The organism is Selenomonadales bacterium 4137-cl, from assembly GCA_032334055.1.
GTDB classification, from domain to species: domain Bacteria; phylum Bacillota; class Negativicutes; order Sporomusales; family UBA7701; genus Anaeroselena; species Anaeroselena agilis.
Genome location: JAUOZS010000001.1, coordinates 920,999 through 945,461, shown reverse-complemented (window position 1 = coordinate 945,461; position 24,463 = coordinate 920,999). Strand labels below are relative to the sequence as shown.

Below are 24,463 nucleotides of genomic sequence, written 5' to 3'. Positions count from 1 at the left end.
GCTCTCTCCTTCCTATTGGCCGCGGGCGGCACGGATCTTGGCGACGAATTCCTTGGCGATGGCGGTGATGGACTGCCAGTCGCCTTTCTTGGCGCCGCCGGTCAGGTTACCGCCGACACCTACGGCCACGCAGCCGGCTTTGATCCAGTCGGCGACGTTGTCGAGGCTGACGCCGCCGGTGGGCATGAGGGGCGCCTGGGGCAGCGGGCCTTTGACCGCTTTGACGAAGGTGGGGCCAAGCGTTTCGCCGGGGAATACTTTGATGACGTCGGCGCCGGCTTCCATGGCTTCGACGATTTCCTTGATGGTGCCGCAGCCGGGCATTATGGGTATCTGGTAGCGGTTGCAGAGTTTGATGGTTTCGAAGTTGATGCTCGGGCTTACTACGTACTGGGCCCCGGCGAGAATGGCGATACGGGCGGTTTCGGGGTCGAGGACGGTGCCGGCGCCGATGATGATTTCGCCCGATTTGTAGGTGCGGCAAAGGTCTTTGATGGTGTCGGCGGCTCCGGGCACGGTGAAGGTGATTTCGATGGCCGCGACGCCGCCTGCGATGCAGGCGTCGGCTATTTTGGCGGCCTGTTCGGAGCTTTCGGCCCGGACGACGGCTACGAGACCCGCTTGAGCGATTTTCTGGACCACGGCTTGTCTTGACAGCATTGTCGGATTCCTCCTCAAAGCTATGTCGGCTATGGCAGCGGTCGGCGGCAAGCCGCCGACCGCTGCCATTTTCTTAGAAGGTGATGATTACTTTGCAGGTTTTGTCGGGTTCCTGTTCGAGTGTCTTGAAGGCTTCGTTGACTTTCTCGAACGGGAACTGGTGGGATATCAGGGGCGTGGTTTTAACTTCCCTGGCGGCAAACCACCTGATGACTTCGGGGAATTTGCCGGCGTGCATGCGCGAGCCGCGGATGTCGAGTTCCTTGCGGGTGATCGGCAGCTCCGACACATGGGACGGGGTGGGGTTGAAGCCAAGGATGACGACACGGCCGGTGGGCGCGGTGAATTCGACCGCCTGGGCAAAGAGTTCGGGCAGGCCAACGGCGTCGACGGCGACGTTGACGCCGTAACCGTCGGTGAACTGGCTGACGGCAACGGCCAGGTCCTGCTTCTGGGGATTGACGGTGACGTCGGCGTCGAGCCGGCGGGCGAGCTCGAGCCGCCCTTCGGATACGTCGGTGATGATGACTTTGGCGCGGCGCCGCTTGGCGGCCTGGAGGACAACGAGGCCGATGGGGCCGGCGCCCATGATGAGGACGGTGTCGCCGGGGGCTACTTCGCCGCGGCTGGTGACCTGGGCGCCGATGGTGTAAGGCTCGATGAGCGCCGCTTCATTCCAGGGGATGTCGGCGGGAATGAGGTGGACGTTGCCTTCGGGCAGGACGATGTATTCGGCACAGCCGCCTTCGGCGGCGACACCCATGCATTTGACGTCGCGGCAGACGTTGCCGCGGCCCGAACGGCACGCGGGGCAACGGCCGCAGCTGACGACCGGGTCCATGACGACATGGTCGCCGGCTTTGACTTTGCTGACGGCGCTGCCGGTTTCGACGACTTCGCCGACGACTTCGTGGCCGATGAGCCGCGGGTAGACCACGGTGGCCAGTTTGCCGTGGTAGGCGTGAAGGTCGGAGCCGCAGATGCCCATCGCTTTGACGCGAATGAGGACGCCGTCGGCGGCGGGGACGGGCATGGCAGTTTCGACCAGTCTGAGATCATGGGGCCCGTAAAGGATCGCTGCTTTCACTCGCTAAACCTCCCTGTTCCCGGCCGCTGTGTCCGCGGGCGGGAATGCGACGATTATTTTCGGTGCGTGGCTTCTGTTTAGCGGCCCATCCAGCCGCCGTCGACGACCAGGACGTGGCCCTGGAGGTAGTCGGATGCGGCGGAGGCGAGGTAAACGGCGGCGCCTTTCATGTCTTCGGGCGTTCCCCACCGGCCCTGCGGGATGCGGGCGAGGATGGCCGGCGCCCGTTCGGCGCTCTTCTGGAGAGCTTCGGTCATTTCGGTGGCCATGTAGCCGGGGGCGATAGCGTTGACGTTGATGCCGTGGGCGGCCCACTCGTTGGCGAGGGCCTTGGTAAGGCCGGCGACGCCGGATTTGCTGGCGGTGTAGGACGGAACGATGATGCCGCCCTGGAAGGACAGCAGGGAGGCGATGTTGACGATTTTGCCCTTGCCCTGTTTCATCATTTCCTTGGCTGCCGCCTGGCACATGAAGAACATCGTCTTAAGGTTGACGTTCATGACGTCGTCCCAGTCTTTTTCGGTGAATTCGAGCGCCGGGGCGCGGCGGATGATGCCGGCGCAGTTGACGAGGATGTCGATCTTGCCAAAGTTTTTCAGGGCGGCGTCGATGACCGCAGGGACGGTTTTGACATCGGTAAGGTCGGTTTGAACAGCCACGCATTTGCGGCCGAGGGCGGTAATGCTGGCCGCTGTATCGTGGATGCGGGCGCTGCTGGCCACGACGACGAGGTCGGCGCCGGCTTCCGCAAGCCCGATGGCCATGCCGGCGCCGAGGCCGCGGCTGGCTCCGGTGACGATGGCCACTTTGCCGGCGAGAGAGAATTGGTCGAGAATCATTTGATCGCCTCCATTAGTACGCGCAGTGCGCGTTTTTGTTATTGAATGCTCCGGCCTTCGTAGATGGAGCGTAGAATAACCTGCATGTCGTCCGTCGAAACAGGGACAGGGTTGACCCTGGTCGAGCCCTTGAGCGAGTTTTCGGTCAGGGTGGCGAAGTCGGCGGCAAAGTCGGCCTCGCTGATGCCCAGGGCTTTGAAGGATGCGGGGATGCCCAGCCGGGAGTTGAGCTCACGGATGGCGGCGACGAAGTCGTCGCGGTCGATCCGCTTGGCGAGGCGGGCGAGTTTTTCGCGCACTAGGGGATCGCGGGAGTTGAATTCGAGGACATAGGGAAGGGCGACGGCGATTAAGAGGCCGTGGCCAAGGTCGTATCTGCCGCCGAAGGCGTGGGCGATGCCGTGGTCGAGGCCGGTGCCGACGTTGGCGAAGGCGCAGCCGGCCAGGCACTGGTAGTTGTGGACTTTCTCGCGGGCGGCGGCGTCGCCGACCGCGCAGGATGCGGGCAGGTGACGGTAGAGTCCTTCGACGGCTCCGGCGGCCATGGTTTCGGTGAAGTCGTCGAGGGCGGGGTTGGTGTAGCATTCGACGGCGTGGGCCATGGCGTCCATCCCGGTTTCGGCGGCGACGTTTCTGGGCATGGACAGGGTCATGTCGACGTCGAGGATGGCGTAGTCGGGCACGAAGGCCGGCGATTTGCCGCCTACCTTGAGGTCTTCGCCGCGATAGGTGAGAACGGCGAAGCAGGTTACTTCGCTGGCCGTCCCCGAGGTGCCGGGGATGGCGATGAGCCTGATTTTTTCCCGCTGCTGGGGGATGGCCTGCCGGAAGGCTGCTGCCACGTCGAGTTCGGGGTGCTCGTAGAAGACGCTCATGACTTTGGCGGCGTCGAGGGCCGACCCGCCGCCGATGCCGATGACGGTGTCGGGGGCGAATTCGCGCATGCGGGCGATGCCGTCGACGACGGTTTCGACGGGCGGGTTCTTGGGTATGCCGCTGTAGACTAAGGTCTGGCAGCCTTTACCGGCCAGAAGGTCTTGGATTTTGGCGAGCATGCCGTTGCGGACGACGGAACTGCCGCCGGTCACGATGAAGGCCCGCGCTACGGGCAGGTCTTTCAGGAATCCGACGGCGCCGCGTCCGGTGACGATCGACCGGCCGTGGAATCTCAGTTCTTTCATTATACCACCTCTCCCGTTTGTTGGCAGAAGTTTCCGGTTTATCGTTGTCTCCCCACCAGGCGGCCGCCGCTCCGGATGATGTTCCGAACGCTGTAGACGATCATGAGCGCCCCGGAGAAGGGCATACTGGCGTAAAGCAGTTTTTTCGGCATGTTGATGATCGGGGTCCAGTCTTGGGCGCGCATTGTCAGGTTAAGGGAGTAATAGGTGAATATCGCCAGGAATGCGAGGCTGACGATGCTGACGACGATGTCGAGCAGGTGCCCGGCGGTTTTGCCCTTTAGATGGTCGGGCAGGAAGGAGACGACGAAGTGCTCGTTCTCCCGCCACAGGGCGGCCGCGCCGAGGAAGACGAACCAGGCGATGAGCATTTCGATGATTTCGTCGAACCAGCCGAAGGAGGTCACGGGGAAGAACCGCACGAAGACGTTCGCGATGAGAATGACGAAGATTGCGGCGAGCAGGGCGACGCTGCCCCCGCGCAGTAAACAGCCCAGTATTTTGTCAAGGTTTTTCAGCGCTTCCATCAGTGTCAGCCCCCTCTAAGCGAACATGCGGGGTATCCACAGGACTATTCCCGGCGCAAACGCGCACAGGAGGGTAACGCCGAAGATGCCGAGGATATAAGGCAGTAGCTCCCGGCTAAGATCCCAGATGCCTTCGCCGCTTACGCTGGCCATGGTGTAGAGGCACATCCCCACCGGCGGGGTGAGGAGGCCGACCATCGAGCAGAGGATGTTGACGACGCCGAAGTGCACGGGGTCGATGCCGTACTGGCAGACGATCGGCATGAAGACCGGAACGGTGATGACGATGATGGCGATGCCTTCCATAAAACAGCCGAGAACGAGGAGAACGAAGATGGTGATGGCCATGAAGACGTTTGCGCCGGTGCCGAGAGCGGTGAGTTCGGCGATCACCTTCTGCGGTATTGTCTGGTGGATGAGCAGCCAGCCGAAGAAGCCGGCCACGCTGATGATGAACATGATGCGGATGGTGAAGAGGGTTGTTTCCCAGCCGATGCGGGGCAGGTCGGCGATTTTTATTTCCCCGTAGACGAACAGCCCCAGGAATAGGGCGTAAACGCAGGCGATTACCGACGCCTCGGTGGGGGTGAATACCCCGCTGACGATGCCGCCGATGATGATGACCGGGCACATGAGGGCGAGGAAGGCTTCTTTGAAGCTGGCGAGGATTTCCCTGACAGGGGCCGGCTCCTGGCGGGGGTAGCCGCGGTGCCTGGAGATGAAGTATACGGCGACGCCCATGGCGGCCGCCATAAGAAAGCCGGGCAGGAAGCCGGCGAGGAAGAGCTGGCCGATTGAGACGCCGGTGATGCTGCCGTAGATTACGAAGGGGATGCTGGGCGGGACCACGGGGCCGATGGTGGCGGCCGCGCCGGTGATGGCGGCGGTGAAGCGGCGGTCGAAGCCGCGCTCGGGCATGGCTTTCATGGCCAACATGCCGAGGCCGGCGGCTTCGGCGACGGCGGCGCCGCACATGCCGGACATGATGACGGCGGCAACGATTACCACCTGGCCGAGGCCGCCCCAGATATGGCCTACCAGGGAGGCGGCGAATCGGAAGATGCGGGTGGTGACGCCGCCGGTGTTCATCAGGTTGCCGGCCATGATGAAGAAGGGAATAGCCAGCAGGGTAAAGCCGGTGGTCGAGGAGTACATGCGCTGGGCGACCATGGTGAGGTTCTGCAAGCCGTCGAGGCAGGCGAAAAAGATCATCGAGGTGACGCCCATGCTGATAGCCACCGGGATGCCTGCAAACATAAAAAAGACAAGGACGAAGAAAATTGCCAAGGCAAGCATGCTCAGTCCCATCTCCTTATTAAGAGTGACCTGCTCCGCTTAATTGGGAGGGGGAAGGGAAACCCGGCGGCCCGACTGGCCTGACCCGCCAGCCTGGCCGCCGGGTTCCCTTGGAAGGGGCGGATTATTTGACAGAGTCGGCCATCTTGATAAAGGCGTCGACGTTCTCTTTGCCGGCGTAGGCGGCGATCTTGTCGTAGGCGGGCTGCATCTTGGCTTTAAACTCGGCCACTTTGGGAGTGGTGACTTTCATGCCCTTTTCTTCGAGCTGTTTAACCAGCGCCTTTTCTTCCTTCTGGACTTGTTCCCTCATAAAGTCGCCGGCTTTTTTGCTTTCTTCCTTGATTATCTTCTGTTGTTCGGGGGTCAGTTTTTCCCAGGTCTTTTTGCTCATGACGTGGACCATGGAGTTATAGACGTGATTTGTCATTGCCAGGTATTTCTGGGCTTCGTAGTATTTGTTGTGATAGATTACGGACAGGGGATTTTCCTGGGCGTCGACGACCCCCTGTTTGAGGGCCATGAACAGTTCGGGGAAGGCGATCTTGGTGACGTTGCCGCCAAGCGCTTCCATGGCCGCCTGGAGTTGGATTTCCGGCGGCGTCCTGATCTTGAGTCCTTTGACGTCATCCGGGGAGTTGATGGGGCGCACGTTGTTGGTAAGGTTGCGGAAACCCCATTCCCAGTTGGCGAGGAAGATGAGCCCCTGTTTGTCAAGGTCGGGGGCCGCCCACTGCATGAAGGGGCCGTCGAGCACCTTGTAGGCGTGGTGGGCGTCATTGAAGACGAAGGGCAGCATGACTACGGCGAATTTTTTCGAGTATTTGTCGAGCGCGCCCTGGGTGGGCAGGCTCATGTCGATGGCGCCCATGATGTTCTGTTCGAGCATTTCCGGCGGGGAGCCGAGCTGATTGTCGGGGAATACGGAGATTTTGATGGCGCCGTTGGTCCGCTTTTCGACGTTCTCGGCGAACATCTTGGCGGCCGCGTGGCCGGGGTGGCCGGCCGGAGCATAATGGCCGAACTTCATGGCAATGGTTTTGACTTCCTGTTTGGCGGGTTCGCTCTTGCCGCAGCCGGCCATGGCGATGGCGCCAAGCAGCAGTGTCAGGGCAAGCAGTACGCTGAGCGTCTTTTTCACAAGCATCCCTCTCTACATAAAAATCTTCGCAGTGAGGTTTCCGTGGAGCTCCGTACCGTCAGCCTGAGCCGGTTATTGCCGCTGATATTTTTTTATTCTTTCAACATAGTCCTGACGGGGTGGCGAGAAAATGTCGATACCCTTGAAACCGGTTTTCGTTTCGCCGCCGTGCGGCACGTTGGCGGGGTGGACGCAGACGTCGCCGGCTTCCATGTGGTAGGTTTCGCCGTCGACAATTTGCTCGTTGGACCCTTCGAGGATAATCAGGATTTGTTCGCAGTCGTGGGCATGGATGGGAAATACCGCTCCTGGCGGCTGCTCGATGAAGCTCATGAGAACGTTGTCGCCGAGGAGAAAACGGGTGTTGACTTTGTCGGTCAGAGGCACCGGAGGAATATCCCTGATGGAGTAAACGTATTTCCTGGTTTCCGCCATCTTTTGTCCCCCTTTGGTTTTTTTCTGAGCGACGGTTTTTGCGGTTGCGCTGTCACCCCCCTACCCTTTTTTCGCAGGCGCTTACTTCAAGCAGGACATGGGTATATGGTCCATGTCGTCGAATTTTTGGTTTTCGCCGGCCATGCCCCAAATGAAGGTATAGTTGCCTGTGCCTACTCCGGAGTGGATCGACCAGCTGGGCGAAATTATCGCTTCTTCGTTGCGGATGACGACGTGGCGCGTTTCTCCCGGCTCGCCCATGAGGTGGAAGACAACGGATTCGGGGGCGAGGTCGAAGTAGAAGTAGACTTCCATTCGCCGCTCGTGGGTGTGGCAGGGCATGGAGTTCCACATGTTGCCGGGGGCGAGTACGGTCATGCCCATAACGAGCTGGCAGCTCTCGACGCCGCCGGGAACGATGTATTTGTAAATTTTCCGCTCGTTGGACTGGCTGATGCTGCCCAGGGCGGCGGGTACGATGTTGTCGACGAGGATTTTGACGGTGGGATAGGTTTTGTGGGCCGGGGTGCTGTTGAAGTAGAATTTGGCCGGGTTGGAAGGGTCGTCGCTCGTGAAGGTTACTTTTTGCGCTCCCATTCCTATATACAGACCGTCGGTTTTTTTCAGGGGGTATTCGGCGCCGTCGACGAGCACCTTGCCCGGCGCGCCGATGTTGATGATGCCGATTTCCCTGCGCTGGAGGAAGAAGTCGGCGGCGATCTCCTTGCCGGCTTCGAGGGCCAGGGGGGCGGTGGGACAGATTCCGCCGGCGATTATCCGGTCGAAGTGACTGTAGACCATTTTCGTCTCGCCGGGAACGAAGATTTCCTGGATGAGAAAGTCCTTGCGAAGTTGGTCGGTGGTGTAGCGCTTTACATCCTGGGGGTGGGACGGATACCTGATTTCCATGGACTGGCCTCCTTCGAGTGTAAGAATCTCGTCTTTACTGGCTAGGAAACATACCCCAGGGAACGGGAGATGCACTTGGTGGCTTCGATGAGCCGCGGGGCAACGATCGTTTCCGCCGTCCGCCGCGAGACGCGGGAGATCGGTCCGGAAACGCTGATCGCGGCGAGAACCTGGCCGAGATGGTTGTAGATAGGCGCGCCGATGCAGAAGCATTCGCTGTCGCTCTCGCGGTCGTCGAAGCCGAAGCCGGCGCGGCGCACGACTTCCATTTCTTTGAGAAAGGCTTCGGGGGTGGCCAAGGTGTAGTGGGTTCGCCTCTCCATGCCGGATTCGATCAGTATCTGCCTGATTTCTTCGTCGCTGTGGGCGATGAGCAAGGCTTTGCCGAGCGACGTGCAGTGCAGCAGATTGTTGCCGCCGATCTGCGCGACAAGGCGGATGGTGTGGGGGCTGTCGATGGAGTCGAGATAAAGGACTTTGTTCCTCGCCAGCACGCCGAGGTGGACGGATTCGTTGGTGAGCTGATTGAGCTTTGTCATGTACGGCCGGGCCAGACGTTTGAGTTCGAATCCCCGTTCGGCTTTCTGTCCCAGGGTGAGAAAGGTCAGCCCCAGGCGATAACCGCCTTCGTTGCTGCAGCATACATAGCCGCGGGATTCGAGGTTGGACAGGATGCGGTATACCGTGGATTTGGGCAGCCCTACTTTTTCGGTGATGTTTTTCAAGCTGACCGGTTCGGGGCTCTTGCCGATGACCTCGAGGACGTCCATGGCCCGTTGGAGAACCTGAACTTCTAAAAAGTGCTTTTCCATGCTTCCTTCCTCGTTTCATATTGTGGAACCAGGTGCCGCATACTAGAATTTCAATGCTAATTTACGCTCGACGGCGCAAAAATCCTGCTGTTATTTCAATATTCTGGCACGATAGTTCACAATATGAAATTCGCCATTGTCTGGATGGGGAATAGCTGGCGTCGCGGCCGCCGACCCGCGGCCTTGCTGCCAGGAACAGGCTAGGAGACGCAAAAGGAGCGATTCGCGCGAATCGCTCCTTGATTAATACAAAATAATTAAAAGTTGCTCGTTATTCCTTCTTCCGTTTGACGTACGTCGGAACGGAGTAGGCATACATTTCCTTGTTGATGTCGACGTTGGCGGGCACGTAGACGAAAACCGAGTCCGATACCCGCTGGCTTGCGCCGCCGGTGATGACAAGAAGTCCGTCGAGGAAATCGCCGATACGCTGTTTGACGGCGTCGTCGACAGCCTCGAGGTTTATCAGTACGGCGACGTTGGCTTTAAGGTAGTCAGCGCACAATTTTACGTCGTCGAATTCGACCGGCGAGGCAATGAAAACTTTCAGCGCCGCCGGGCTGTGGACCCTGAGCTGGGCGCGGCGTTCGCCCGCGACGGGCGGAGCCTCCGCCGGCTGAGTTTCTTCTTCGACCGGCATGAGGAAATTGGTCAGTTTATCGATGAGGCCGGAAGCCAAGTTCCCCCCACCCCCTTGACATAATCATTTGTCTAATCCATTTTCCGGTAAAGTTTCGACACGTGTTACCGTTTTCCTGCATGAAAATGGCATTTGTAAGTAATTTCGTCAAAAAAAGCCGAAAACTTAAGGAAAAGGGCCTAAAAAATGCAAAGTTTCCTGAAAGCTTCTGCCGCAGGGCAGCCCGAGGATGTGCAGCGACGCTTACTCAGAGTAGCTGTAAACGCCTGCTGGGCTAACGATGCAGAAGGACTTTCAAGGAAACTTTCAGGTTTCATAGCGAACATTCTTCGCAGACGGTGCCGCCGGTCAACACCTGCTCCGCCCTGCTCCCGTCCCTGTACACGGTTACCCCTTTGCAGCCGCCGGCGTATGCCTGGCGAAAGATGGCGGCGACATCGGCTTCGCTGGCCTCGTGCGGCATGTTGACGGTTTTCGATACGCCGTTGTCGGTGAACATTTGGGCGGCGGCGAGATGGGCCACGTGCCAGTAGGGGGCGATTTCGCGAGCCGTAGCTAGTACTTCTTTGATACGGGCCGGGAGCGCGGTGTCCGCGACGCTGCCGCAGGTGGCGATGGTTTCGGCGATTTCTTCCGTATACAGGTTACGTTGACTGAGGTAGTCGACGACGGTGCGGTTGACGCTTGTGAGCACCCTCCCTTCGAGGACGCGCCTGGACAGGGCGAGGGCGAAGAGCGGCTCGATGCCGCTGGAGCAGCCGGCGATTATGCTGATGGTGCCGGTGGGGGCGATGGTGGTAACGGTGGCGTTGCGCATGGCGGCGAAGCCGCGTCCGGGATAGACGCTGGCGGCAAAGGCCGGGAAGCTGCCGCGCTCGGCGCCGAGAAGGGCGGACGCTTGCCGCGCCTCGCCGGTTATGAATTCGAGGATGCGGCCGGTGAGCTTGACGGCGGCTTCGCTGGCGTAAGGGATATCGAGCATGATGAACACCTCAGCCAGCCCCATGATGCCGAGGCCGATTTTGCGCGTTCTGCGGGTGGCTTCGGCTACGGCCGGCAGGGGATAGTCGTTGATGTCGATCACGTTGTCAAGGAAGCTGACGGCGGTGTGGACGACCTGGCGCAGCCGACCGAAGTCGATGTCGCCGCCGGCGACCAGTCTGGTGAGGTTTATCGAGCCGAGGACGCAGGATTCGTACGGCAGGAGCGGCTGCTCGGAGCAGGGGTTGGGGGCTTCGAAGGCGCCGAGGCCCGGGGTGGGGTTGTATCGGTTGACGGTGTCGAGGAAGAAGAGGCCGGGCTCACCGCTTTCCCACGCCATGCGGACCAACAGGGAGAACAGGCCGCGGGCCGCGACGGTTTTCACGACGCCGCCGTTGCGGGGGTTGACGAGGGCGTAGGGACGGCCAGCGGCGACGGCTTGCATGAAGTCGTCGGTTATCGCGACCGAGAGGTTGAAGTTGTTGAGGACGTCGTGGCTGCGTTTGGCGGTGATGAATTGTTCGATGTCGGGGTGATCGACCCTAAGGACGGCCATGTTGGCGCCGCGTCGCGCCGCGCCCTGTTTGACCACCTGGGTGGCGACGTCGTAGATGTGCATGAAGGATACCGGTCCGCTGGCCTCGCCGCCGGTGGTGGATACCCGGTCGCAGGCGGGGCGCAGGCGGGAGAAGGAGAAGCCCGTGCCGCCGCCGCTCTGGTGGATGAGGGCGGCGTTTTTGAGGGTTTCGAAGATGCTGGTGAGCGAGTCGTCGACAGGAAGCACGAAGCAGGCGGCGAGCTGGGCCCGCGCCTTGCCGGCGTTTATCAGGGTGGGAGAGTTGGGCAGGAAGACGAGGTCGTCCATAAGCCGCCGGTATTCGTCCGCTGCCCGGAAGGAGTCCCGGCCGTTTCGGGTTTCAGCCTGGGCGACGTGGCCGGCCACCCGCCGGAACATGTCCGCGGGGGTTTCGCCGTCTTTAAGGTAACGGGCCTGCAGGACGGCCTCGGCTTCGGAAGAAAACATCCCTACTCCCCTTCCTGCGCCTCCTTGGCGTTTTTGCGCTCGCGAGCCCTGAGCTGCCGGTCGAGGGTGGCTTTGCGCAGCCGTATGCTCTTCGGTGTGACTTCGACGACTTCGTCGTCGTTGATCCACTCGAGCGCCTGCTCGAGGCTGAGGATGCGGGGCGAGGTGAGTCTGAGCGCTTCATCCGCAGAGCTCGAGCGCATGTTGGTGACGTGCTTTTTCTTGCAGGGGTTTACTTCCATGTCCATTTCCCGGGCGTTCTCGCCGACAACCATGCCTTCGTAAATCGCCTGCCCGGGAACGACGAACATCGTGCCGCGGTCCTGGACGCTGTGAATGCCGTAGGTGGTCGTTTCGCCGGTTTCGAAGGCGACGAGCGCGCCGCGGGTGCGGCCGGAAATGTCGCCTTTGTAGGGGGCGTAGCCGTGGAAGATGTGGTGCATGATGCCGTAGCCTTTGGTGTTGGTGAGGAATTCCGAGCGGAAGCCGATGAGGCCGCGGGCGGGGATGACGAATTCCAGCCTGAGATAGCCGGCCAGTTCGACCATGTTGATGAGCTCGGCCCGGCGCGTGCCGAGCGCCTCCATGACTGTTCCCATGTATTCCTGGGGCACGTCGACGGTGAGGCGTTCGAGCGGTTCGCACTTCTGGCCGTTGATGGTCTTGAAGATTACTCTGGGTTTGCCGACCTGAAATTCATAGCCTTCGCGGCGCATGGTCTCGATGAGGATGGAAAGGTGAAGTTCGCCGCGGCCGGAGACCTCGAAAGAGTCCGGGCTGCCGGTTTCGGCGACCCGCAGGCTGACGTTGGTTTCGACTTCCCGGAACAGCCGGTCGCGCAGGTGACGGCTGGTGACGTACTGGCCTTCTTTGCCGGCGAAGGGGCTGGTGTTGACGCTGAAGATCATCGCCAGCGTCGGTTCGTCGACTTTGATTGTCGGCAATGCTTCGGGGTTTTCGGGGTCGGCGATGGTGTCGCCGATGTTGACGGCGTCGAGGCCGGTGACGGCAACGATGTCGCCCAGGGCTGCCTCCTTGACTTCGCTGCGTTTGAGTCCTTCGTAGACATACAGGCGGCTCAGCTTGGCCCGCGTCTCGGTTTCACCGTTCATAATGGTGACCGACTGTCCGCTCTGGACCCGACCGCGCATGACGCGGCCGATAGCGACGCGGCCGACGTAGTCGTCCCAGTCAAGGGTGGTGACCATTATCTGCAAAGGTCCGTCGATGTCGCCCTGGGGCGCGGGAACGGCGGAGAGCAGCAGGTCGAACAGCGGTTTGAGGTCCTCGCTGTCGTCATCCATGCTGAGTTTGGCGATGCCGTCGCGGGCGGTGGCGTAGACGACGGGAAAGTCGAGCTGCTTGTCGTCGGCTTCGAGTTCGATGAAGAGTTCGAGCACTTCGTCGAGCACGTCGGCGACCCGCTGATCGGGGCGGTCGATCTTGTTGATGACGACGATGGCCCTGAGGTTCTGTTCGAGAGCTTTGCGCAGCACGTACTTGGTCTGGGGCATGGGCCCTTCGAAGGCGTCGACGAGGAGCAGGACGCAGTCGACCATGTTGAGCACGCGCTCGACTTCGCCGCCGAAATCGGCGTGGCCGGGGGTGTCGACGATGTTGATTTTGACGCCGCCGTACATGATGGCGGTGTTTTTGGCAAGAATGGTGATACCGCGCTCGCGCTCGAGCTCGTTGGAGTCCATGACGCGCTCGACTACCTGCTCGTTGCTGCGGAATACCCCGCTCTGTTTGAGCATGGCGTCGACGAGCGTCGTTTTGCCGTGGTCGACGTGGGCGATGATGGCGATATTGCGTAGGTCGTTGCGTTGCATTGTTTATTCCTCCTGGTAGCGTGGCGCTTTGTATAATGCTGCGAGTATTATTTAGTCTCATGCATAACGGGACGCTTTTATGCGGCTATTTCGATCCGCTGCCGTTCCCGCCGGCGGCTTCGAGTGTTTTGCGGACGTATTTGCGGACTTTCTGGGCGTCGCGCAGCAGGGCGGAAAGCTTGGCCGGGTCGCCCGCGCCGGCCGTCTCCAGGCGTTTGCGCAGTTCCATGAATTCGCTGTCGAGTTGTTCGAGGAGTTTTTGCAGTTCGATAACCGCAGGGTCGACGAGCACCATGCCGCTGGCCTCGACGCTGAAGCTGCGGCCGTCGATGACGGCGGAGTCACCGAAGCCGGGCACATAGACGGGATAGCCGAGTTTGTCTTTTATGACGCCGGCGAAGGCGTTCGCCTGTTCCAGCTCGCCATGGACGATGAAGATGTTGGCCGGCGGCTCCCGGAACATCGACAGCCATTTAATGAGGTATTCCTGGTCGGCATGGGCGGAAAAACCGTCGAGATTATGGATTTTCGCCCGTACGCTCACTTCCTCGCCCATAATTTTCACCCGCTTGACGCCTTCTATCAGCCGTCGTCCCAGGCTGCCCTCGGCCTGGTAGCCTACGAGGATGACGCTGGATTCGGGACGCCAGAGGTTGTGTTTGAGGTGATGGAGGATGCGGCCGGCGTCGGCCATGCCGCTGGCCGAGATGATGATGGCCGGCTCCTTGAGGAAGTTTATCGCTTTCGATTCTTCGGCTGTCCGGGTGAAATTGAGGTGCAACAGTTTGTTGATGCTTTCCTGATGGTCGTACAGTATTTCGTGGGCTTCGGCGTCGAAAACCTCGGGGTGGTGGGCGAAGATGTCGGTGGCCGAGATGGCAAGGGGGCTGTCGATGAAGACGGGGATACTGGGGATTTTGCCTGCTTTGAGCAATTTATAAAGGTGGTAGATGATGGTCTGGGTGCGGCCGACGGCGAAGGCGGGTATGACGATGTTGCCGCCGCGGGCGACGGTTTCGTTTATTATCGCCGCCAGGGCCTCCCCTTTGTCGTAGTGTTCATGTTTGCGGTTGCCGTAGGTGGATTCCATGACGATGTAGTCGGCGGCGTCGATGGCGGAGGGGTCCTTGATCAGCGGCTGATCGGGCTGTCCAAGGTCGCCGGAAAATACGAATTTGACTGTTTTGCCGTTTTCGGTGACCCATATTTCGATGATCGACGAGCCGAGGATGTGGCCGGCGTCGTTGAAGCGCACGGCTACTTCCGGGGTTATGTTCAGCTTCTGGTCGTAAGGCTTGGGCTCGAATTGCTTAAGACTGGCGTAAGCGTCGTCGACCGTATAGAGAGGCTCGAGGGGAGGCTTGCCGGCACGGCGGCCTTTGCGGCCGGCTATCTCGGCCTCGAACTCCTGGATGTGGGCGCTGTCGGGCAGCATTATGCGGCATAGGTCGGCGGTGGCTTCGGTGGCGTAAATTTTGCCTTTGTAACCCGCTTTGCAAAGTTTCGGCAACAGACCGCTGTGGTCGATGTGGGCGTGAGTGAGCAGGACGGCGTCGATGGCGGCAGGTTCGAAGCGGAACGCCCGCCGGTTAAGGGCTTCGGTCGCCTTTGAGCCCTGGAACATGCCGCAGTCCACAAGAATTTTGCTTTGGCCTGCCTCCAGGAGGTAAGAAGAACCGGTAACCATTCCCGATGCTCCCAAAAACGTCAGTTGCATGTTTTACGCTCCTTCGCCAAAATTATTGCTAACGCTGTTTACTTCCACGTCAGTATATCATTTCCTGCCCGAGAAAAAAGCGGGGCTATCCCCGCTTTTAGAGATAAACTTTATTCTTCGCCGAAGATGCGGACCTCAGGCTGCAACCTGACGCCAAAGCGATCCTGGACCTTGCGCTGCACTTCCTTGATAAGGGCAAGCACGTCGGCGGCGGTGGCGCCGCCGGCATTGACGATGAAGCCTGCATGTTTCCCGGATACCTGCGCGCCGCCGATTTTATACCCCTTTAGGCCGGCCTGTTCGATGAGGGTGCCGGCGAAGTAACCGGGGGGGCGCTTGAAGGTGCTGCCGGCGCTGGGCATTTCGATAGGTTGTTTGGCTTCGCGGCGGCTTGTGTAATCGTTCATCTTCCTGTCGATCGCCGCGTCGTCGCCGGCCGTAAGCGCGAGTTCGACCTCGCAGATGATGCAGCCGTTGTGCTGAAAGATGCTGTCGCGGTAGCCGAAGCGGATGTCGGCGTGCGCAAACCGCTGCAGGCGTCCGTCGGGGCATACCGCCGTGACGGCTGAGACGAAGCAGCCGATTTCGCCTTCATACGCGCCGGCGTTCATGAAGACCGCCCCGCCAATGCTCCCCGGGATGCCGACGGCGAATTCCAGTCCGGTGAGGCCCTGAGCGGCGGCGTAGCGGGCTACGTCGCCGAGCGACGCCCCGGCGCCGGCTTTGACCGTTGCCCCGTTGTGGCGGATGCTGCCCATGGTGACGTCGAATTTTAGCACCAGGCCGCGAATGCCTTTGTCGCGGACGAGGACGTTGGAACCGTTGCCGAGGATCGTAACAGGGATGCCGCATTCTCTGGCGAGAATCAGCACCGCCGCCACCTCCCGGGCCGAGGCGGGCAGGACGAGATAGTCGGCCGGACCGCCGATGCGGAAGGTGGTATGCTTGGACATGGGCTCGTCGAGCAGAAGGCGCGGACCGGAAATTATATTCTGCAGTTGTGTGGAGAAATCGTCCTTCAGTTTAATCCTTTGCAAACAGATCCAGTCCTTCGGCGACCGAGTCGCCAATAATTTTGCTAATATCGGCCATGATGCGTTGAAAACGAAGGTAGGCTTCGAGAAACTCGCGCGCTTTGCCGTTCGCGGCAAGAAGTTCGTACATCCTGTTGAGCGCCTCGGCCTTGGCAGGGTCTTCCTTGCCGGCGAGCGCCTCGTATTCCTGCTCCATCTTTCTACGGAGAAAGTCCTGGACCATTTTCTTGGCTTCCGGGTCGACCGCAAGAGCCTCCTTGGCGGCCAGGAAGGTGCGGTATTCGGCAGACGCCTTGAGCGTTCTGGCAAGTTCGTGCGCCTTATCGTACGGGTTCAAGCGTATTCCTCCCATATACAATGTATCTTATGCTCCCCGGTACGGATTAATACATCGAGGATGCGGCCGGCATACCGCGGGACATTAGGGGTGTATTCACCAACACCGCGGCCAACTCCTGCCAACGGCCGGAAAATGGACGAAAACGCCCCGCAGGCCTGCGGGGCGGGGAGTTACCGACTATTTATCATGACTGAGGTCGTCGGCCATCTGATCAAGCTCCCGGGCCATGCTGCCGGCTTCCTGGACGGCGCCGGCGACATGGGCGAGGGCGCCCGCGATCTGGCCGATTACGTCGTTGACCTGGCTGAGTTGGCCGTAAGTGTTGTTGCTGTCCGTCTGGATGGCGCCGATGATGTCTTCGATCTTTTTTATGGAATCGGCGCTGGCGGTGGCGAGTTTGCGGATCTCTTCGGCAACGACGCCGAAACCCCGGCCGGCGTCGCCCACCCGGGCGGCCTCGATGGCGGCGTTGAGCCCCAGCAGGTTTGTCTGGCCGGCGATGTTTTTGATCAGCCCCAGCACCTGGTCAGTCTCCTTGACCCGCTGCTGTGATTCCCGGGAGAGCCGGGAAAGGTTGGCGCTGACGGTGGCGATTTCTTCCGCCTGGGCGGAGATTTCTTCGGTGGTGCTGGCAAGGGTGCCGATATTGTCGTTGAGGTTATCAGCCATTTCCTTGAGGGCGTCCTGGCGGTCGGTGGGTTCGATGACCACCACGCCGCCGACCACGTTGCCGCCGTCGCCGACGATGGGGTACGCGGTGGCGATGTACGGCAGGCCGAAGGTCGCTTTATCGCCCCTGACGACGACGCGGCGTTTTTCTTCCATCGCCCTGACGATCGCCGTCCCCGCTTTGAGAGGCGCGCCTGGGAGGATTTTGAGGTCCAGTTTGTCGGACGGGCGGTAGTAGAGGTATTTTTCCCGATCGGTGACGGCTACGCCGATTTGTCCGGCGTGAAGGTCTACCATCACCGGCATGACGTGAAGGAAGTGGTCGAGGGCGGGATTGGTTCCGTTCAAATATTACTCCCCCTTTATGTGTGCGTAACCGGGTCGGTTGAACGGCGGGCAAGGGCCGCCAGATAATATTCCTGCATTGTTTTGGCGTCGGCGGCCTGGGTGCCGGCCGATTCGCAGACGATCCGCGGGGCGTAGCCGCGGGCGACGATGGTGTCGAGGAGCGGTTCATGGGGCGGCCCGTAGTCGTCGCCGAAGGTCCAGTGCCGTTTTTCGCCCGCTTTGGTGAACTCGATGCGGCTGAAGTGGATGTGGACGGCGGCGGCTTTCCGTTCGCCCAGTTTTTCGGCGACGAGGTCGAAGGCGGCCTCATATTCGGCGTGGGTGGTGTAGCGACCACCGGTGACGGCGTGCAGGTGGCCAAAATCGATCGTGGGGATGGTCCATTCGCTCAAGGCGCAGAAAGCCAGCACTTCTTCGAGGTTGCCGAGCTGATTCTGCTTGCCCATCGTTTCCGGGGCGAGGTAGATTCCTTCGAGCAGGCCCTGTTTGTCCGCTTCTTCCAGGACGGCGAGGAACAGAGCGGCGGCGCGCTCGATCGCCCGGTCCCGCGGCTGCTTGCCAGGGCCGCCGATATGGAAGGCGACGCGGTCGGCCCCAAGCCACCGGGCGGCTTCAAGCGACTTGAGGATGTGCCGGGTGGTATTGGCGGCGATGGTCGGGTCTTCGGTGGCCAAGTTGATATAGTAGGGGGCGTGGACGCTGAGTCTGACGCCGTTCCGCAGGGCGGCCTCGCCGATGGCCCGGGCGGTTTCCTCGCGGATGGTTACGCCGCGGCTGCACTGATACTCGTAGGCGCCGAGTCCCTGGGAGGCCAGCCACGCCGGCATCTCGGCCGAAGCCTTGTGCCCCGCGGCGTAAAATGCGTCCGGATTCCCGGCCGGACCGAACTGAGCTTTCGGCATGTTCTAATCAACTCCTGCATAAATTATGCCAAATTTTTCATACAAAATCGCTGAAGCCGTTCTGGCGGAGAGCCTCGTATACGACGACGGCTACGGCGTTGGAGAGGTTGAGTGAGCGCGCGCCGGCGAGCATCGGGATGCGTATGCACCGGGAGCGATTGGCGGCAAGGATGTTGTCCGGCAATCCGGCCGTTTCCCGGCCGAATACGAGCACGTCTCCGGAGGTATAGGCGACATCACTGTAAAACCGGTCCGCCTTGGTGGTGTTGAAGTGGAAATTCTGCCCGGCGTACAGCGTCTCAACCTCGGCGAAGGAATCGTGGTAATGTACCTTTACAAGGTGCCAGTAGTCGAGCCCGGCCCTTTTGAGATAGCGGTCGTCGGTGGAGAAGCCGAGCGGCCGCACCAGGTGCAGTTCGCAGCCGGTGGCGGCGCACAGGCGGGCGATATTGCCCGTGTTGCCGGGTATTTCCGGCTCGACGAGGACGATGTGCATGGGATCACCTCAGGAAGTCCGCATGGCAGCAAGGCCTGCGGCTTTGTCTATTATTATGTACACAACTGTCCGTCAAAAAGTACAATCGCACCAGGCTGCGTTCCGCAGCCGCCGGCAAGCCGTCACAGGTATTCGACGCTGAAGGCGGCTACTTCCGCCTCACCGCAATCGTCGATAATCCGGCGGACGAGTTCGACCTGCCTGACGAGCACGGCCCGGCTGCTGCCGACGATAGCGACTTCAAGCGCGGCGCGCTGCCAGGTTTCCTGGTGCCCGGTCTCGGCCACGGACGCGCCGCAGCGGGCGCGGATGCGCCCGACGATGCTGCGAACGGCCTGACGCTTGGTTTTGAGCGAACCGGCGGCGGGGATGTGGAGTTCGACGGAGCAGACCACGACCGCCATGGCTAGCGACCGACCAGTGTAACGCAGACCGTCCGGCGGCGCGGGCCGTCGAATTCGCCCAGGTATACCGCCTGCCAGGTGCCGAGCATAAGGCTGCCGCCCGTTATCGGCACGGTCGCCGCCGCGCCCAGCAGCGAGGCTTTGATGTGGGCCGGGGAGTTGCCTTCGGCATGACGATAGGGCAGCCGCGGGACGATTTTGTCGAGGCCGGCCAGCATGTCGGCGACGACGTCGGGGTCGGCGTTTTCGTTAATAGTGACGCCGGCGGTGGTGTGGGGAACGAAGATGTGGCAAATGCCTTCGCCGATGCCGGCGGCCCTGACGATGGCCGCGATCTGGGCGGTGATGTCGACAAACCCTTCCGTGGGGGTGGAGACGACGAATTTGTCCATTAGGCTCACCTTCTTTGCTGTTATAGTTCCATAGCGGGCGGGAAAAATCCTATGACACGTTTATAAAACAAAAACGTCCCCAATGGGGGCGTTCTTTGACTAAGATAAAGCCAAGGGACGTTCAGAACCCTCCAGATGCAAGGCGGCTTTGCCGGGCGCACCGCGACGCGTACTCGGGTCGTACGCTAGCAAGCGCCCGGCAAAACAACGCAGCAGATGGAGGGTTATCAACGTCCCGCCTAGCCGTGGATGAGGCGGGGTATGCATTTAACGCACACCCAATCACTCTCGCCCTTGGCCTTGATAGGCAGCAACGGCCGGTCGTGCTCGGTGGTGCCGCAAAGGTGGCATTTCATGGTGATGTTGTACTCCGGCTTGTCGGCCAGCGTTTTTTTGTGTTCGTGAACGGCGTGTTCGTCGAAGGGAACGGTCTCGCGTTCTTCGAGGGTCAGGGCCCCGGTCGGGCAGACGCCCAGGCAGAAGCCGGCCCCGTCGCAAAGCTGTTCGCGGCGGACTTTGGCCTTGCCGTCAATTATTTCGATGGCGCCTTCGGCGCAGGGTGATACGCATTTGCCGCAGCCTGTGCAAAGGTCTTCGTCGATCTTGATTATTTTACGCTTAACTTTTTCCATTATAATCTGCACCTCTTCCTTGTCGTCTGGTTCTAGTATAACCGGAACGCAAGCCGTCCGACAGTGATGTTCGTCACACGGTCTCAATTTAATTGCTTCTGTGCGGCGGCGGCCGTTTCCTGTCTTTTTCGCCGGTAGCGCAGCAAATCTACGAACGCTTCGAGGCGCGTGACCGTCCCCGCCTCGCCGGTCTGCTCGTCGAAAGCCAGCGAAAGCACGGGGATGCCTTCCTGTACGCTCACCACGGGCAGAATGTTCTTGGCGATGACTTCCGGCATGCAGGTGAAGGGAAAGACGTGGATGATGCCGTCGAAGCCCGTGCGCCCCATGGCGGCGGTGTGGCCGACGCTTTTCATGCCGTGGCCGCCTACGTAGTGGCCGATGAAGGGCGCGGCGGCGGCGGCCACGGCCTCCGACCGGCGGAGGGCCGCTTTGTCCCTGAGGATATGGGTGTCGACGTAGTCTCCCAGAAGCATGGTTGGATGGACTTCGGCCCCCATCCGCCCAAGGGTGCGGACGAGGTCTCCGTTGACACCGCTTTCGAGCATAACGTAGATTTCCCCCACCAGTCCTACCTTAAGGGGCGGCGGCCCGCTCCCGGCAGGCAACCCTTCCAGCCGACGCAGCGAAGAGGCGACCGCCTCGGCGGCAGCGGCCGGCGTGGCGGCTTCGTCAACTGCGGCCAGCGCCCGCAAGCGCTCGGCGTCGACGTCGCCGGACGCGGCGGCGCGTGGCCGGGCCCGGCAAGCCGCCCGCTCGATGGCGTCGAGGGCCCGCAGCTTAGCGCCGGCCAGGCGGAAAGCGGGCCAGAGGGGCCGTATACCGCCGGGCGCAAGGCGCCTGATGGATTGCCATACGCTGGCGAGGTCGGGCTCAATGACGATCATGGCGAACTTATAGCCCAGGTCGCGGAGGATATCGCGCTGTACTGTTGCGTAATAGCCAAGACGGCAGGGGCCTGCCCCGCCACAGGTGAGGATGGTGTCTGCGCCCGCCTCAAGGGCCTGGATAAAATTACCGAGCGTCGTTTTAAACGGCAGACAGGCCGTTTCCGGAGAAAACCGGGCGCCGATCTCGATCGTCGTTTTACTGATGGGAGGCGGCGGCACCGCCCGGACCCCCAGTGTCGTCAGCATAGCCTTGAGGACGATGTGGAGCGTCCCCATGTGCGGAAAGGTGACGTTCATGGGCGCCTCCTGCGGATCATGTCGGTGAATGCCTCCAGCCTTGTGACAAGGCCCGCTTCGGCGGTATGCTCGTCTAGGGCGACGAGCAGGAAGGGGACGCCGCGCCGCCCGGCGAACCGGCGCAGTTGCTCGCCGACCAGGGAGTCGGGGCCGCAGGCGAAGGAGGTAAGAAAGATCATGCCGTCCGGCGGCGGGCTGGCCGCGAGAAAGGTTAGGGCCGCTCCCGCCAGCTGGCGGCAGTAGTTCCAGAAGATGTTCTTCGGCAGCGCGGCTGCGGCTTGTGCGGCGGCCCGCGGGTCTGCTTTGTCCGGGGTTACGACCTCCATCCCCATGGCCGCCAGTTTGCCGCCGATGTCCATGCAGATGTGGCGGTCGTTAAGGATGTAAGGGTGTCCCACCAGGACGATGCGCGATAATCCCGCCGGCTTTCCGGCTGCCGCGGCCGGCTTGCGGTATTCCTGCCACGCTCGCTGCCAGGCGTACAGGCTGTAAAGAGGCGAGCGCCCGAGCGCCTGGCCCGCGCTGATGATCGCCCGACATAGACTGCGACGCCCCTGGCGCAGATCGACGGTCGGCGCGATGAGGGGCGGTCCGCCGGGGAGGGCGGCCCGCACGATATCGGGCAGACCGATGATCTTGGGGCATGAATAGTGCCCGGCCGCGACGCTGACTACCCGCGGCAGGAACAGCAAATCGACCTTGTCCGCGAGAGAAAGGGCATGGCCAAAAAAGGCCTTGACCGGCAGGCAGACTTCGTCGACCGAGCCGCCGGCCTCGATGACCGGCCGGGTCGTTTCCGGCGATACTGCCGGTTCGGCGCCAAGTCTGCGGATAAATCCGCTCCAGACATCGCCGTAATAATAGTAGAGAAGTCCGCGGGGAATACCCACCGTCGGCGGCAAACCCGTCCATCCTTTCGGGCCGCGCTGTGGCGGCGTGTGTTTAACTCTATTATTATTGCCGCTGACGCTCCCGGTTATAATAAGCGAAAAAAATACCCGTTCAGGGTGCGACACTCTTCTGCTCTGGCTAAAAATGGTGTATAATAAAGTAAACAGCTTCTGACGCAGCGGGCCGACGGCCTGCCGGGGAGGAACTGCCGCTCTGTCGAGTCTGCAAGCAAGGGCCGCGCGCCTGCGCCGAGGATGGCGATGGTTACCGTTCGGTGACGTCCGCCTTCTTTTGCCCTTGGCAGAAGAAGGTTTTTCATTTTATTACGCCCCGGGGAGGAATGGAGATGGCAAAACGCATCGGCGTCGTCGGCATCGTCATCCATGAGCCGAAAACCGTCGCGGAAAAGGTTAACACCGTGATTTCGGACTACGGGCATATCGTCATTGGCCGCATGGGGATTCCAAAGCCCGAGGCTAACGTGGGCGTTATTGCTCTGATTATCGAAGGCACGACCGACGAAGTGGGCGCCCTGACCGGCAAGCTCGGCAACCTGCCGGGCGTGACCGTCAAATCGGCGCTCACCACCCAGAGTTTGGAGGAGGAGAAGAATCATGATCGATGAAAAGGAACGCACTTCCGACGCGTTTATCGATGACGCCCTCATCGAAAAGCTCTTGACCGAGGCCAAGACAAAGGCTGGCGACAAAGACGGCGTCCGGCGCATCATCGCCAAGGCCGGCGGGTACAAGGGGCTTTCCGCCGGCGAGGTGGCGGTACTGCTGGAGGTCACCGATCCCGAACTGCTGCGGGAAATGTTCGCCGCCGCCGCGGCGGTGAAGGAGGCGATTTACGGCAAGCGCATCGTGCTCTTCGCTCCGCTGTATATTTCCAGCCACTGTATCAATAACTGCGTTTACTGTGGGTACCGGACCGGCAACAAGGAACAACTCCGCCGCCGCCTTACCCTGCCTGAGGTCAAGGAAGAGGTGGAGATTCTCGAATCGCTCGGCCACAAGCGCCTGGCCGTCGAAGCCGGCGAAGACCCGGTCAACTGCCCGATCGATTATGTCACGGACGTCATCAGGGAGATTTACAGCATCAAGGATGGCAACGGCAGCATCCGCCGCGTGAACGTCAACATCGCCGCAACCACCGTCGAGGATTACCGCAAGTTAAAAGAGGCCAGCATCGGCACCTATATCCTTTTTCAGGAGACATACCACCGTCAGACTTACGCAGCGCTGCATCCCAGCGGCCCGAAGCGGGATTACAACTGGCATACCACCGCGATGGACCGGGCGATGAAGGCCGGCATCGACGATGTGGGCATCGGCGTGTTGTACGGCCTGTATGATTACAAGTACGAAACGGTGGCGATGTTCCTCCACGCCGAGCATTTAGACCGCGACTGCGGTGTGGGTCCCCACACGATTTCGGTGCCGCGGCTGCGCCCCGCCGGCAGCGTGAATCTCGACAGCTTCCCCTACTTGGTGGGGGACGAGGATTTCAAGAAGATCATCGCCATCATCCGCCTGGCGGTGCCTTATACCGGCATGATCCTGTCCACCCGCGAGGATCCGGAGCTGCGCGACGAGCTGATCACCTACGGCATTTCCCAGATCAGCGCCGGCTCATGCACGGGGGTGGGCGGCTACCAGCAGGTTCATCATCAGCACGAAGCCTGTAAACCTAACAACGGTCAGCAATTCGAACCCAGCGACCAGCGGTCGCCGAACGAGATCATCCGCATGCTGTGCGGCAAGGGGTTCGTGCCCAGTTATTGCACGGCCTGCTATCGCCAGGGCCGCACCGGCGACCGGTTCATGTCGCTGGCCAAAAGCGGTGAGATTCAGAACGTCTGTCTGCCCAACGCCCTCCTCACCTTCAAGGAGTATCTGCTTGATTACGCGGATGAAGCGACGCGCGCGATGGGGGAAAACCTCATCAGCAGCTCGCTCGCCGACATTCCCCAGGAGAATATCCGCGCCGCGACCGCCGAGCGGCTTAAGGATATCGAGGCCGGGAAACGGGACCTGTATTTCTAGAAAGCGTGAACGGCATAAAAAGAGCCGGTTGGTAATAAC

At 60.9% G+C, this 24,463-nt stretch carries 26 protein-coding genes; 2 read left to right on the top strand and 24 right to left on the bottom strand.

Annotation, left to right across the window (positions count from 1 at the left end):
• Positions 1–12: 12 nt before the first annotated feature.
• From Q4T40_04860 to Q4T40_04745, 24 genes are all read right to left on the bottom strand, one after another.
• Positions 13–657 (bottom strand): bifunctional 2-keto-4-hydroxyglutarate aldolase/2-keto-3-deoxy-6-phosphogluconate aldolase, encoded by a 645-nt coding sequence (locus Q4T40_04860; protein ID MDT8900569.1) that lies wholly within the window; start codon positions 655–657, stop codon positions 13–15.
• A gap of 76 nt (positions 658–733) precedes the next feature.
• On the bottom strand, positions 734–1,747 hold the full coding sequence (locus Q4T40_04855) for a zinc-binding alcohol dehydrogenase family protein (protein ID MDT8900568.1): 1,014 nt from the start codon (positions 1,745–1,747) through the stop codon (positions 734–736).
• A gap of 77 nt (positions 1,748–1,824) precedes the next feature.
• Positions 1,825–2,586: a 2-dehydro-3-deoxy-D-gluconate 5-dehydrogenase KduD gene (gene kduD / locus Q4T40_04850; protein MDT8900567.1), complete on the bottom strand. Its 762-nt coding sequence runs from the start codon at positions 2,584–2,586 to the stop codon at positions 1,825–1,827.
• Positions 2,587–2,624: 38 nt separating this feature from the next.
• Positions 2,625–3,767, bottom strand: coding sequence for an iron-containing alcohol dehydrogenase (locus tag Q4T40_04845; protein ID MDT8900566.1), 1,143 nt, complete (start codon positions 3,765–3,767; stop codon positions 2,625–2,627).
• Positions 3,768–3,805: 38 nt separating this feature from the next.
• On the bottom strand, positions 3,806–4,294 hold the full coding sequence (locus Q4T40_04840; protein ID MDT8900565.1) for a TRAP transporter small permease: 489 nt from the start codon (positions 4,292–4,294) through the stop codon (positions 3,806–3,808).
• A 15-nt stretch (positions 4,295–4,309) separates the two neighbouring features.
• On the bottom strand, positions 4,310–5,590 hold the full coding sequence (locus Q4T40_04835; protein ID MDT8900564.1) for a TRAP transporter large permease: 1,281 nt from the start codon (positions 5,588–5,590) through the stop codon (positions 4,310–4,312).
• Between the two features lie 124 nt (positions 5,591–5,714).
• Positions 5,715–6,731 carry a TRAP transporter substrate-binding protein gene (locus Q4T40_04830; protein ID MDT8900563.1) on the bottom strand — a complete coding sequence of 339 codons (1,017 nt, stop codon included), beginning with the start codon at positions 6,729–6,731 and terminating at the stop codon, positions 5,715–5,717.
• Positions 6,732–6,803: 72 nt separating this feature from the next.
• Positions 6,804–7,166 (bottom strand): cupin domain-containing protein, encoded by a 363-nt coding sequence (locus Q4T40_04825; GenBank protein MDT8900562.1) that lies wholly within the window; start codon positions 7,164–7,166, stop codon positions 6,804–6,806.
• An 81-nt stretch (positions 7,167–7,247) separates the two neighbouring features.
• The gene (gene kduI, locus Q4T40_04820) at positions 7,248–8,075 is read right to left on the bottom strand and encodes a 5-dehydro-4-deoxy-D-glucuronate isomerase (GenBank protein ID MDT8900561.1); all 828 of its coding nucleotides are present in this window, start codon (positions 8,073–8,075) and stop codon (positions 7,248–7,250) included.
• A 41-nt stretch (positions 8,076–8,116) separates the two neighbouring features.
• Positions 8,117–8,887 carry an IclR family transcriptional regulator gene (locus tag Q4T40_04815; protein MDT8900560.1) on the bottom strand — a complete coding sequence of 257 codons (771 nt, stop codon included), beginning with the start codon at positions 8,885–8,887 and terminating at the stop codon, positions 8,117–8,119.
• Positions 8,888–9,158: 271 nt separating this feature from the next.
• Positions 9,159–9,566 (bottom strand): cell division protein SepF, encoded by a 408-nt coding sequence (gene sepF / locus Q4T40_04810; protein ID MDT8900559.1) that lies wholly within the window; start codon positions 9,564–9,566, stop codon positions 9,159–9,161.
• Positions 9,567–9,840: 274 nt separating this feature from the next.
• Positions 9,841–11,532 (bottom strand): adenosylcobalamin-dependent ribonucleoside-diphosphate reductase, encoded by a 1,692-nt coding sequence (locus tag Q4T40_04805; GenBank protein MDT8900558.1) that lies wholly within the window; start codon positions 11,530–11,532, stop codon positions 9,841–9,843.
• Positions 11,533–11,534: 2 nt separating this feature from the next.
• Positions 11,535–13,364: a translational GTPase TypA gene (typA, locus tag Q4T40_04800; protein MDT8900557.1), complete on the bottom strand. Its 1,830-nt coding sequence runs from the start codon at positions 13,362–13,364 to the stop codon at positions 11,535–11,537.
• Between the two features lie 85 nt (positions 13,365–13,449).
• Positions 13,450–15,081 (bottom strand): MBL fold metallo-hydrolase, encoded by a 1,632-nt coding sequence (locus Q4T40_04795; protein ID MDT8900556.1) that lies wholly within the window; start codon positions 15,079–15,081, stop codon positions 13,450–13,452.
• Positions 15,082–15,191: 110 nt separating this feature from the next.
• Positions 15,192–16,118 carry a UDP-N-acetylmuramate dehydrogenase gene (murB, locus tag Q4T40_04790; protein ID MDT8900555.1) on the bottom strand — a complete coding sequence of 309 codons (927 nt, stop codon included), beginning with the start codon at positions 16,116–16,118 and terminating at the stop codon, positions 15,192–15,194.
• Positions 16,105–16,452 carry a YlbF family regulator gene (locus Q4T40_04785; protein ID MDT8900554.1) on the bottom strand — a complete coding sequence of 116 codons (348 nt, stop codon included), beginning with the start codon at positions 16,450–16,452 and terminating at the stop codon, positions 16,105–16,107. Before Q4T40_04785 ends, murB begins: the two co-directional genes overlap by 14 nt.
• A 180-nt stretch (positions 16,453–16,632) precedes the next feature.
• A complete protein-coding gene (locus tag Q4T40_04780; protein MDT8900553.1) occupies positions 16,633–17,472 on the bottom strand; it encodes a methyl-accepting chemotaxis protein in 840 nt (279 codons plus the stop codon).
• 14 nt (positions 17,473–17,486) lie between these two features.
• Complete coding sequence (locus tag Q4T40_04775) at positions 17,487–18,374, bottom strand: TIM barrel protein (GenBank protein ID MDT8900552.1); 888 nt, start codon at positions 18,372–18,374, stop codon at positions 17,487–17,489.
• A gap of 37 nt (positions 18,375–18,411) precedes the next feature.
• Positions 18,412–18,870, bottom strand: coding sequence for a tRNA (uridine(34)/cytosine(34)/5-carboxymethylaminomethyluridine(34)-2'-O)-methyltransferase TrmL (gene trmL, locus Q4T40_04770; protein ID MDT8900551.1), 459 nt, complete (start codon positions 18,868–18,870; stop codon positions 18,412–18,414).
• A 122-nt stretch (positions 18,871–18,992) separates the two neighbouring features.
• Positions 18,993–19,274: a DUF503 domain-containing protein gene (locus Q4T40_04765; protein ID MDT8900550.1), complete on the bottom strand. Its 282-nt coding sequence runs from the start codon at positions 19,272–19,274 to the stop codon at positions 18,993–18,995.
• A 2-nt stretch (positions 19,275–19,276) separates the two neighbouring features.
• Entirely contained in the window at positions 19,277–19,666 is a 390-nt protein-coding gene (locus Q4T40_04760; protein MDT8900549.1) for a secondary thiamine-phosphate synthase enzyme YjbQ, read from the bottom strand.
• A 239-nt stretch (positions 19,667–19,905) separates the two neighbouring features.
• Positions 19,906–20,298, bottom strand: coding sequence for a 4Fe-4S binding protein (locus Q4T40_04755; GenBank protein MDT8900548.1), 393 nt, complete (start codon positions 20,296–20,298; stop codon positions 19,906–19,908).
• 83 nt (positions 20,299–20,381) lie between these two features.
• The gene (locus Q4T40_04750; GenBank protein MDT8900547.1) at positions 20,382–21,485 is read right to left on the bottom strand and encodes a hypothetical protein; all 1,104 of its coding nucleotides are present in this window, start codon (positions 21,483–21,485) and stop codon (positions 20,382–20,384) included.
• A complete protein-coding gene (locus Q4T40_04745; protein ID MDT8900546.1) occupies positions 21,482–22,387 on the bottom strand; it encodes an acyl-CoA dehydratase activase-related protein in 906 nt (301 codons plus the stop codon). The genes Q4T40_04750 and Q4T40_04745 overlap by 4 nt, the downstream gene beginning before the upstream one ends.
• 335 nt (positions 22,388–22,722) lie before the next feature.
• On the opposite strand from Q4T40_04745, the gene Q4T40_04740 reads away from it, so the two are divergent.
• The gene (locus Q4T40_04740) at positions 22,723–23,001 is read left to right on the top strand and encodes an iron-only hydrogenase system regulator (protein MDT8900545.1); all 279 of its coding nucleotides are present in this window, start codon (positions 22,723–22,725) and stop codon (positions 22,999–23,001) included.
• Positions 22,991–24,424, top strand: a complete 1,434-nt coding sequence (gene hydG, locus Q4T40_04735) for a [FeFe] hydrogenase H-cluster radical SAM maturase HydG (GenBank protein MDT8900544.1) — start codon at positions 22,991–22,993, stop codon at positions 24,422–24,424. The genes Q4T40_04740 and hydG overlap by 11 nt, the downstream gene beginning before the upstream one ends.
• Positions 24,425–24,463: the final 39 nt, after the last annotated feature.

Excerpts from the sequence above, each read along its gene's own strand:
- hydG (MDT8900544.1), top strand. The coding sequence starts at position 22,991 with ATGATCGATGAAAAGGAACGCACTTCCGACGCGTTTATCGATGACGCC.
- Q4T40_04765 (MDT8900550.1), bottom strand. The coding sequence starts at position 19,274 with ATGGCGGTCGTGGTCTGCTCCGTCGAACTCCACATCCCCGCCGCCGGT.
- kduD (MDT8900567.1), bottom strand. The coding sequence starts at position 2,586 with ATGATTCTCGACCAATTCTCTCTCGCCGGCAAAGTGGCCATCGTCACC.
- Q4T40_04825 (MDT8900562.1), bottom strand. The coding sequence starts at position 7,166 with ATGGCGGAAACCAGGAAATACGTTTACTCCATCAGGGATATTCCTCCG.
- Q4T40_04805 (MDT8900558.1), bottom strand. The coding sequence starts at position 11,532 with ATGTTTTCTTCCGAAGCCGAGGCCGTCCTGCAGGCCCGTTACCTTAAA.
- Q4T40_04740 (MDT8900545.1), top strand. The coding sequence starts at position 22,723 with ATGGCAAAACGCATCGGCGTCGTCGGCATCGTCATCCATGAGCCGAAA.
- Q4T40_04840 (MDT8900565.1), bottom strand. The coding sequence starts at position 4,294 with ATGGAAGCGCTGAAAAACCTTGACAAAATACTGGGCTGTTTACTGCGC.
- Q4T40_04775 (MDT8900552.1), bottom strand. The coding sequence starts at position 18,374 with ATGCCGAAAGCTCAGTTCGGTCCGGCCGGGAATCCGGACGCATTTTAC.
- Q4T40_04755 (MDT8900548.1), bottom strand. The coding sequence starts at position 20,298 with ATGGAAAAAGTTAAGCGTAAAATAATCAAGATCGACGAAGACCTTTGC.
- Q4T40_04815 (MDT8900560.1), bottom strand. The coding sequence starts at position 8,887 with ATGGAAAAGCACTTTTTAGAAGTTCAGGTTCTCCAACGGGCCATGGAC.
- trmL (MDT8900551.1), bottom strand. The coding sequence starts at position 18,870 with ATGCACATCGTCCTCGTCGAGCCGGAAATACCCGGCAACACGGGCAAT.
- Q4T40_04835 (MDT8900564.1), bottom strand. The coding sequence starts at position 5,590 with ATGCTTGCCTTGGCAATTTTCTTCGTCCTTGTCTTTTTTATGTTTGCA.
- Q4T40_04750 (MDT8900547.1), bottom strand. The coding sequence starts at position 21,485 with ATGAACGTCACCTTTCCGCACATGGGGACGCTCCACATCGTCCTCAAG.
- Q4T40_04795 (MDT8900556.1), bottom strand. The coding sequence starts at position 15,081 with ATGCAACTGACGTTTTTGGGAGCATCGGGAATGGTTACCGGTTCTTCT.
- kduI (MDT8900561.1), bottom strand. The coding sequence starts at position 8,075 with ATGGAAATCAGGTATCCGTCCCACCCCCAGGATGTAAAGCGCTACACC.
- typA (MDT8900557.1), bottom strand. The coding sequence starts at position 13,364 with ATGCAACGCAACGACCTACGCAATATCGCCATCATCGCCCACGTCGAC.
- Q4T40_04845 (MDT8900566.1), bottom strand. The coding sequence starts at position 3,767 with ATGAAAGAACTGAGATTCCACGGCCGGTCGATCGTCACCGGACGCGGC.
- Q4T40_04760 (MDT8900549.1), bottom strand. The coding sequence starts at position 19,666 with ATGGACAAATTCGTCGTCTCCACCCCCACGGAAGGGTTTGTCGACATC.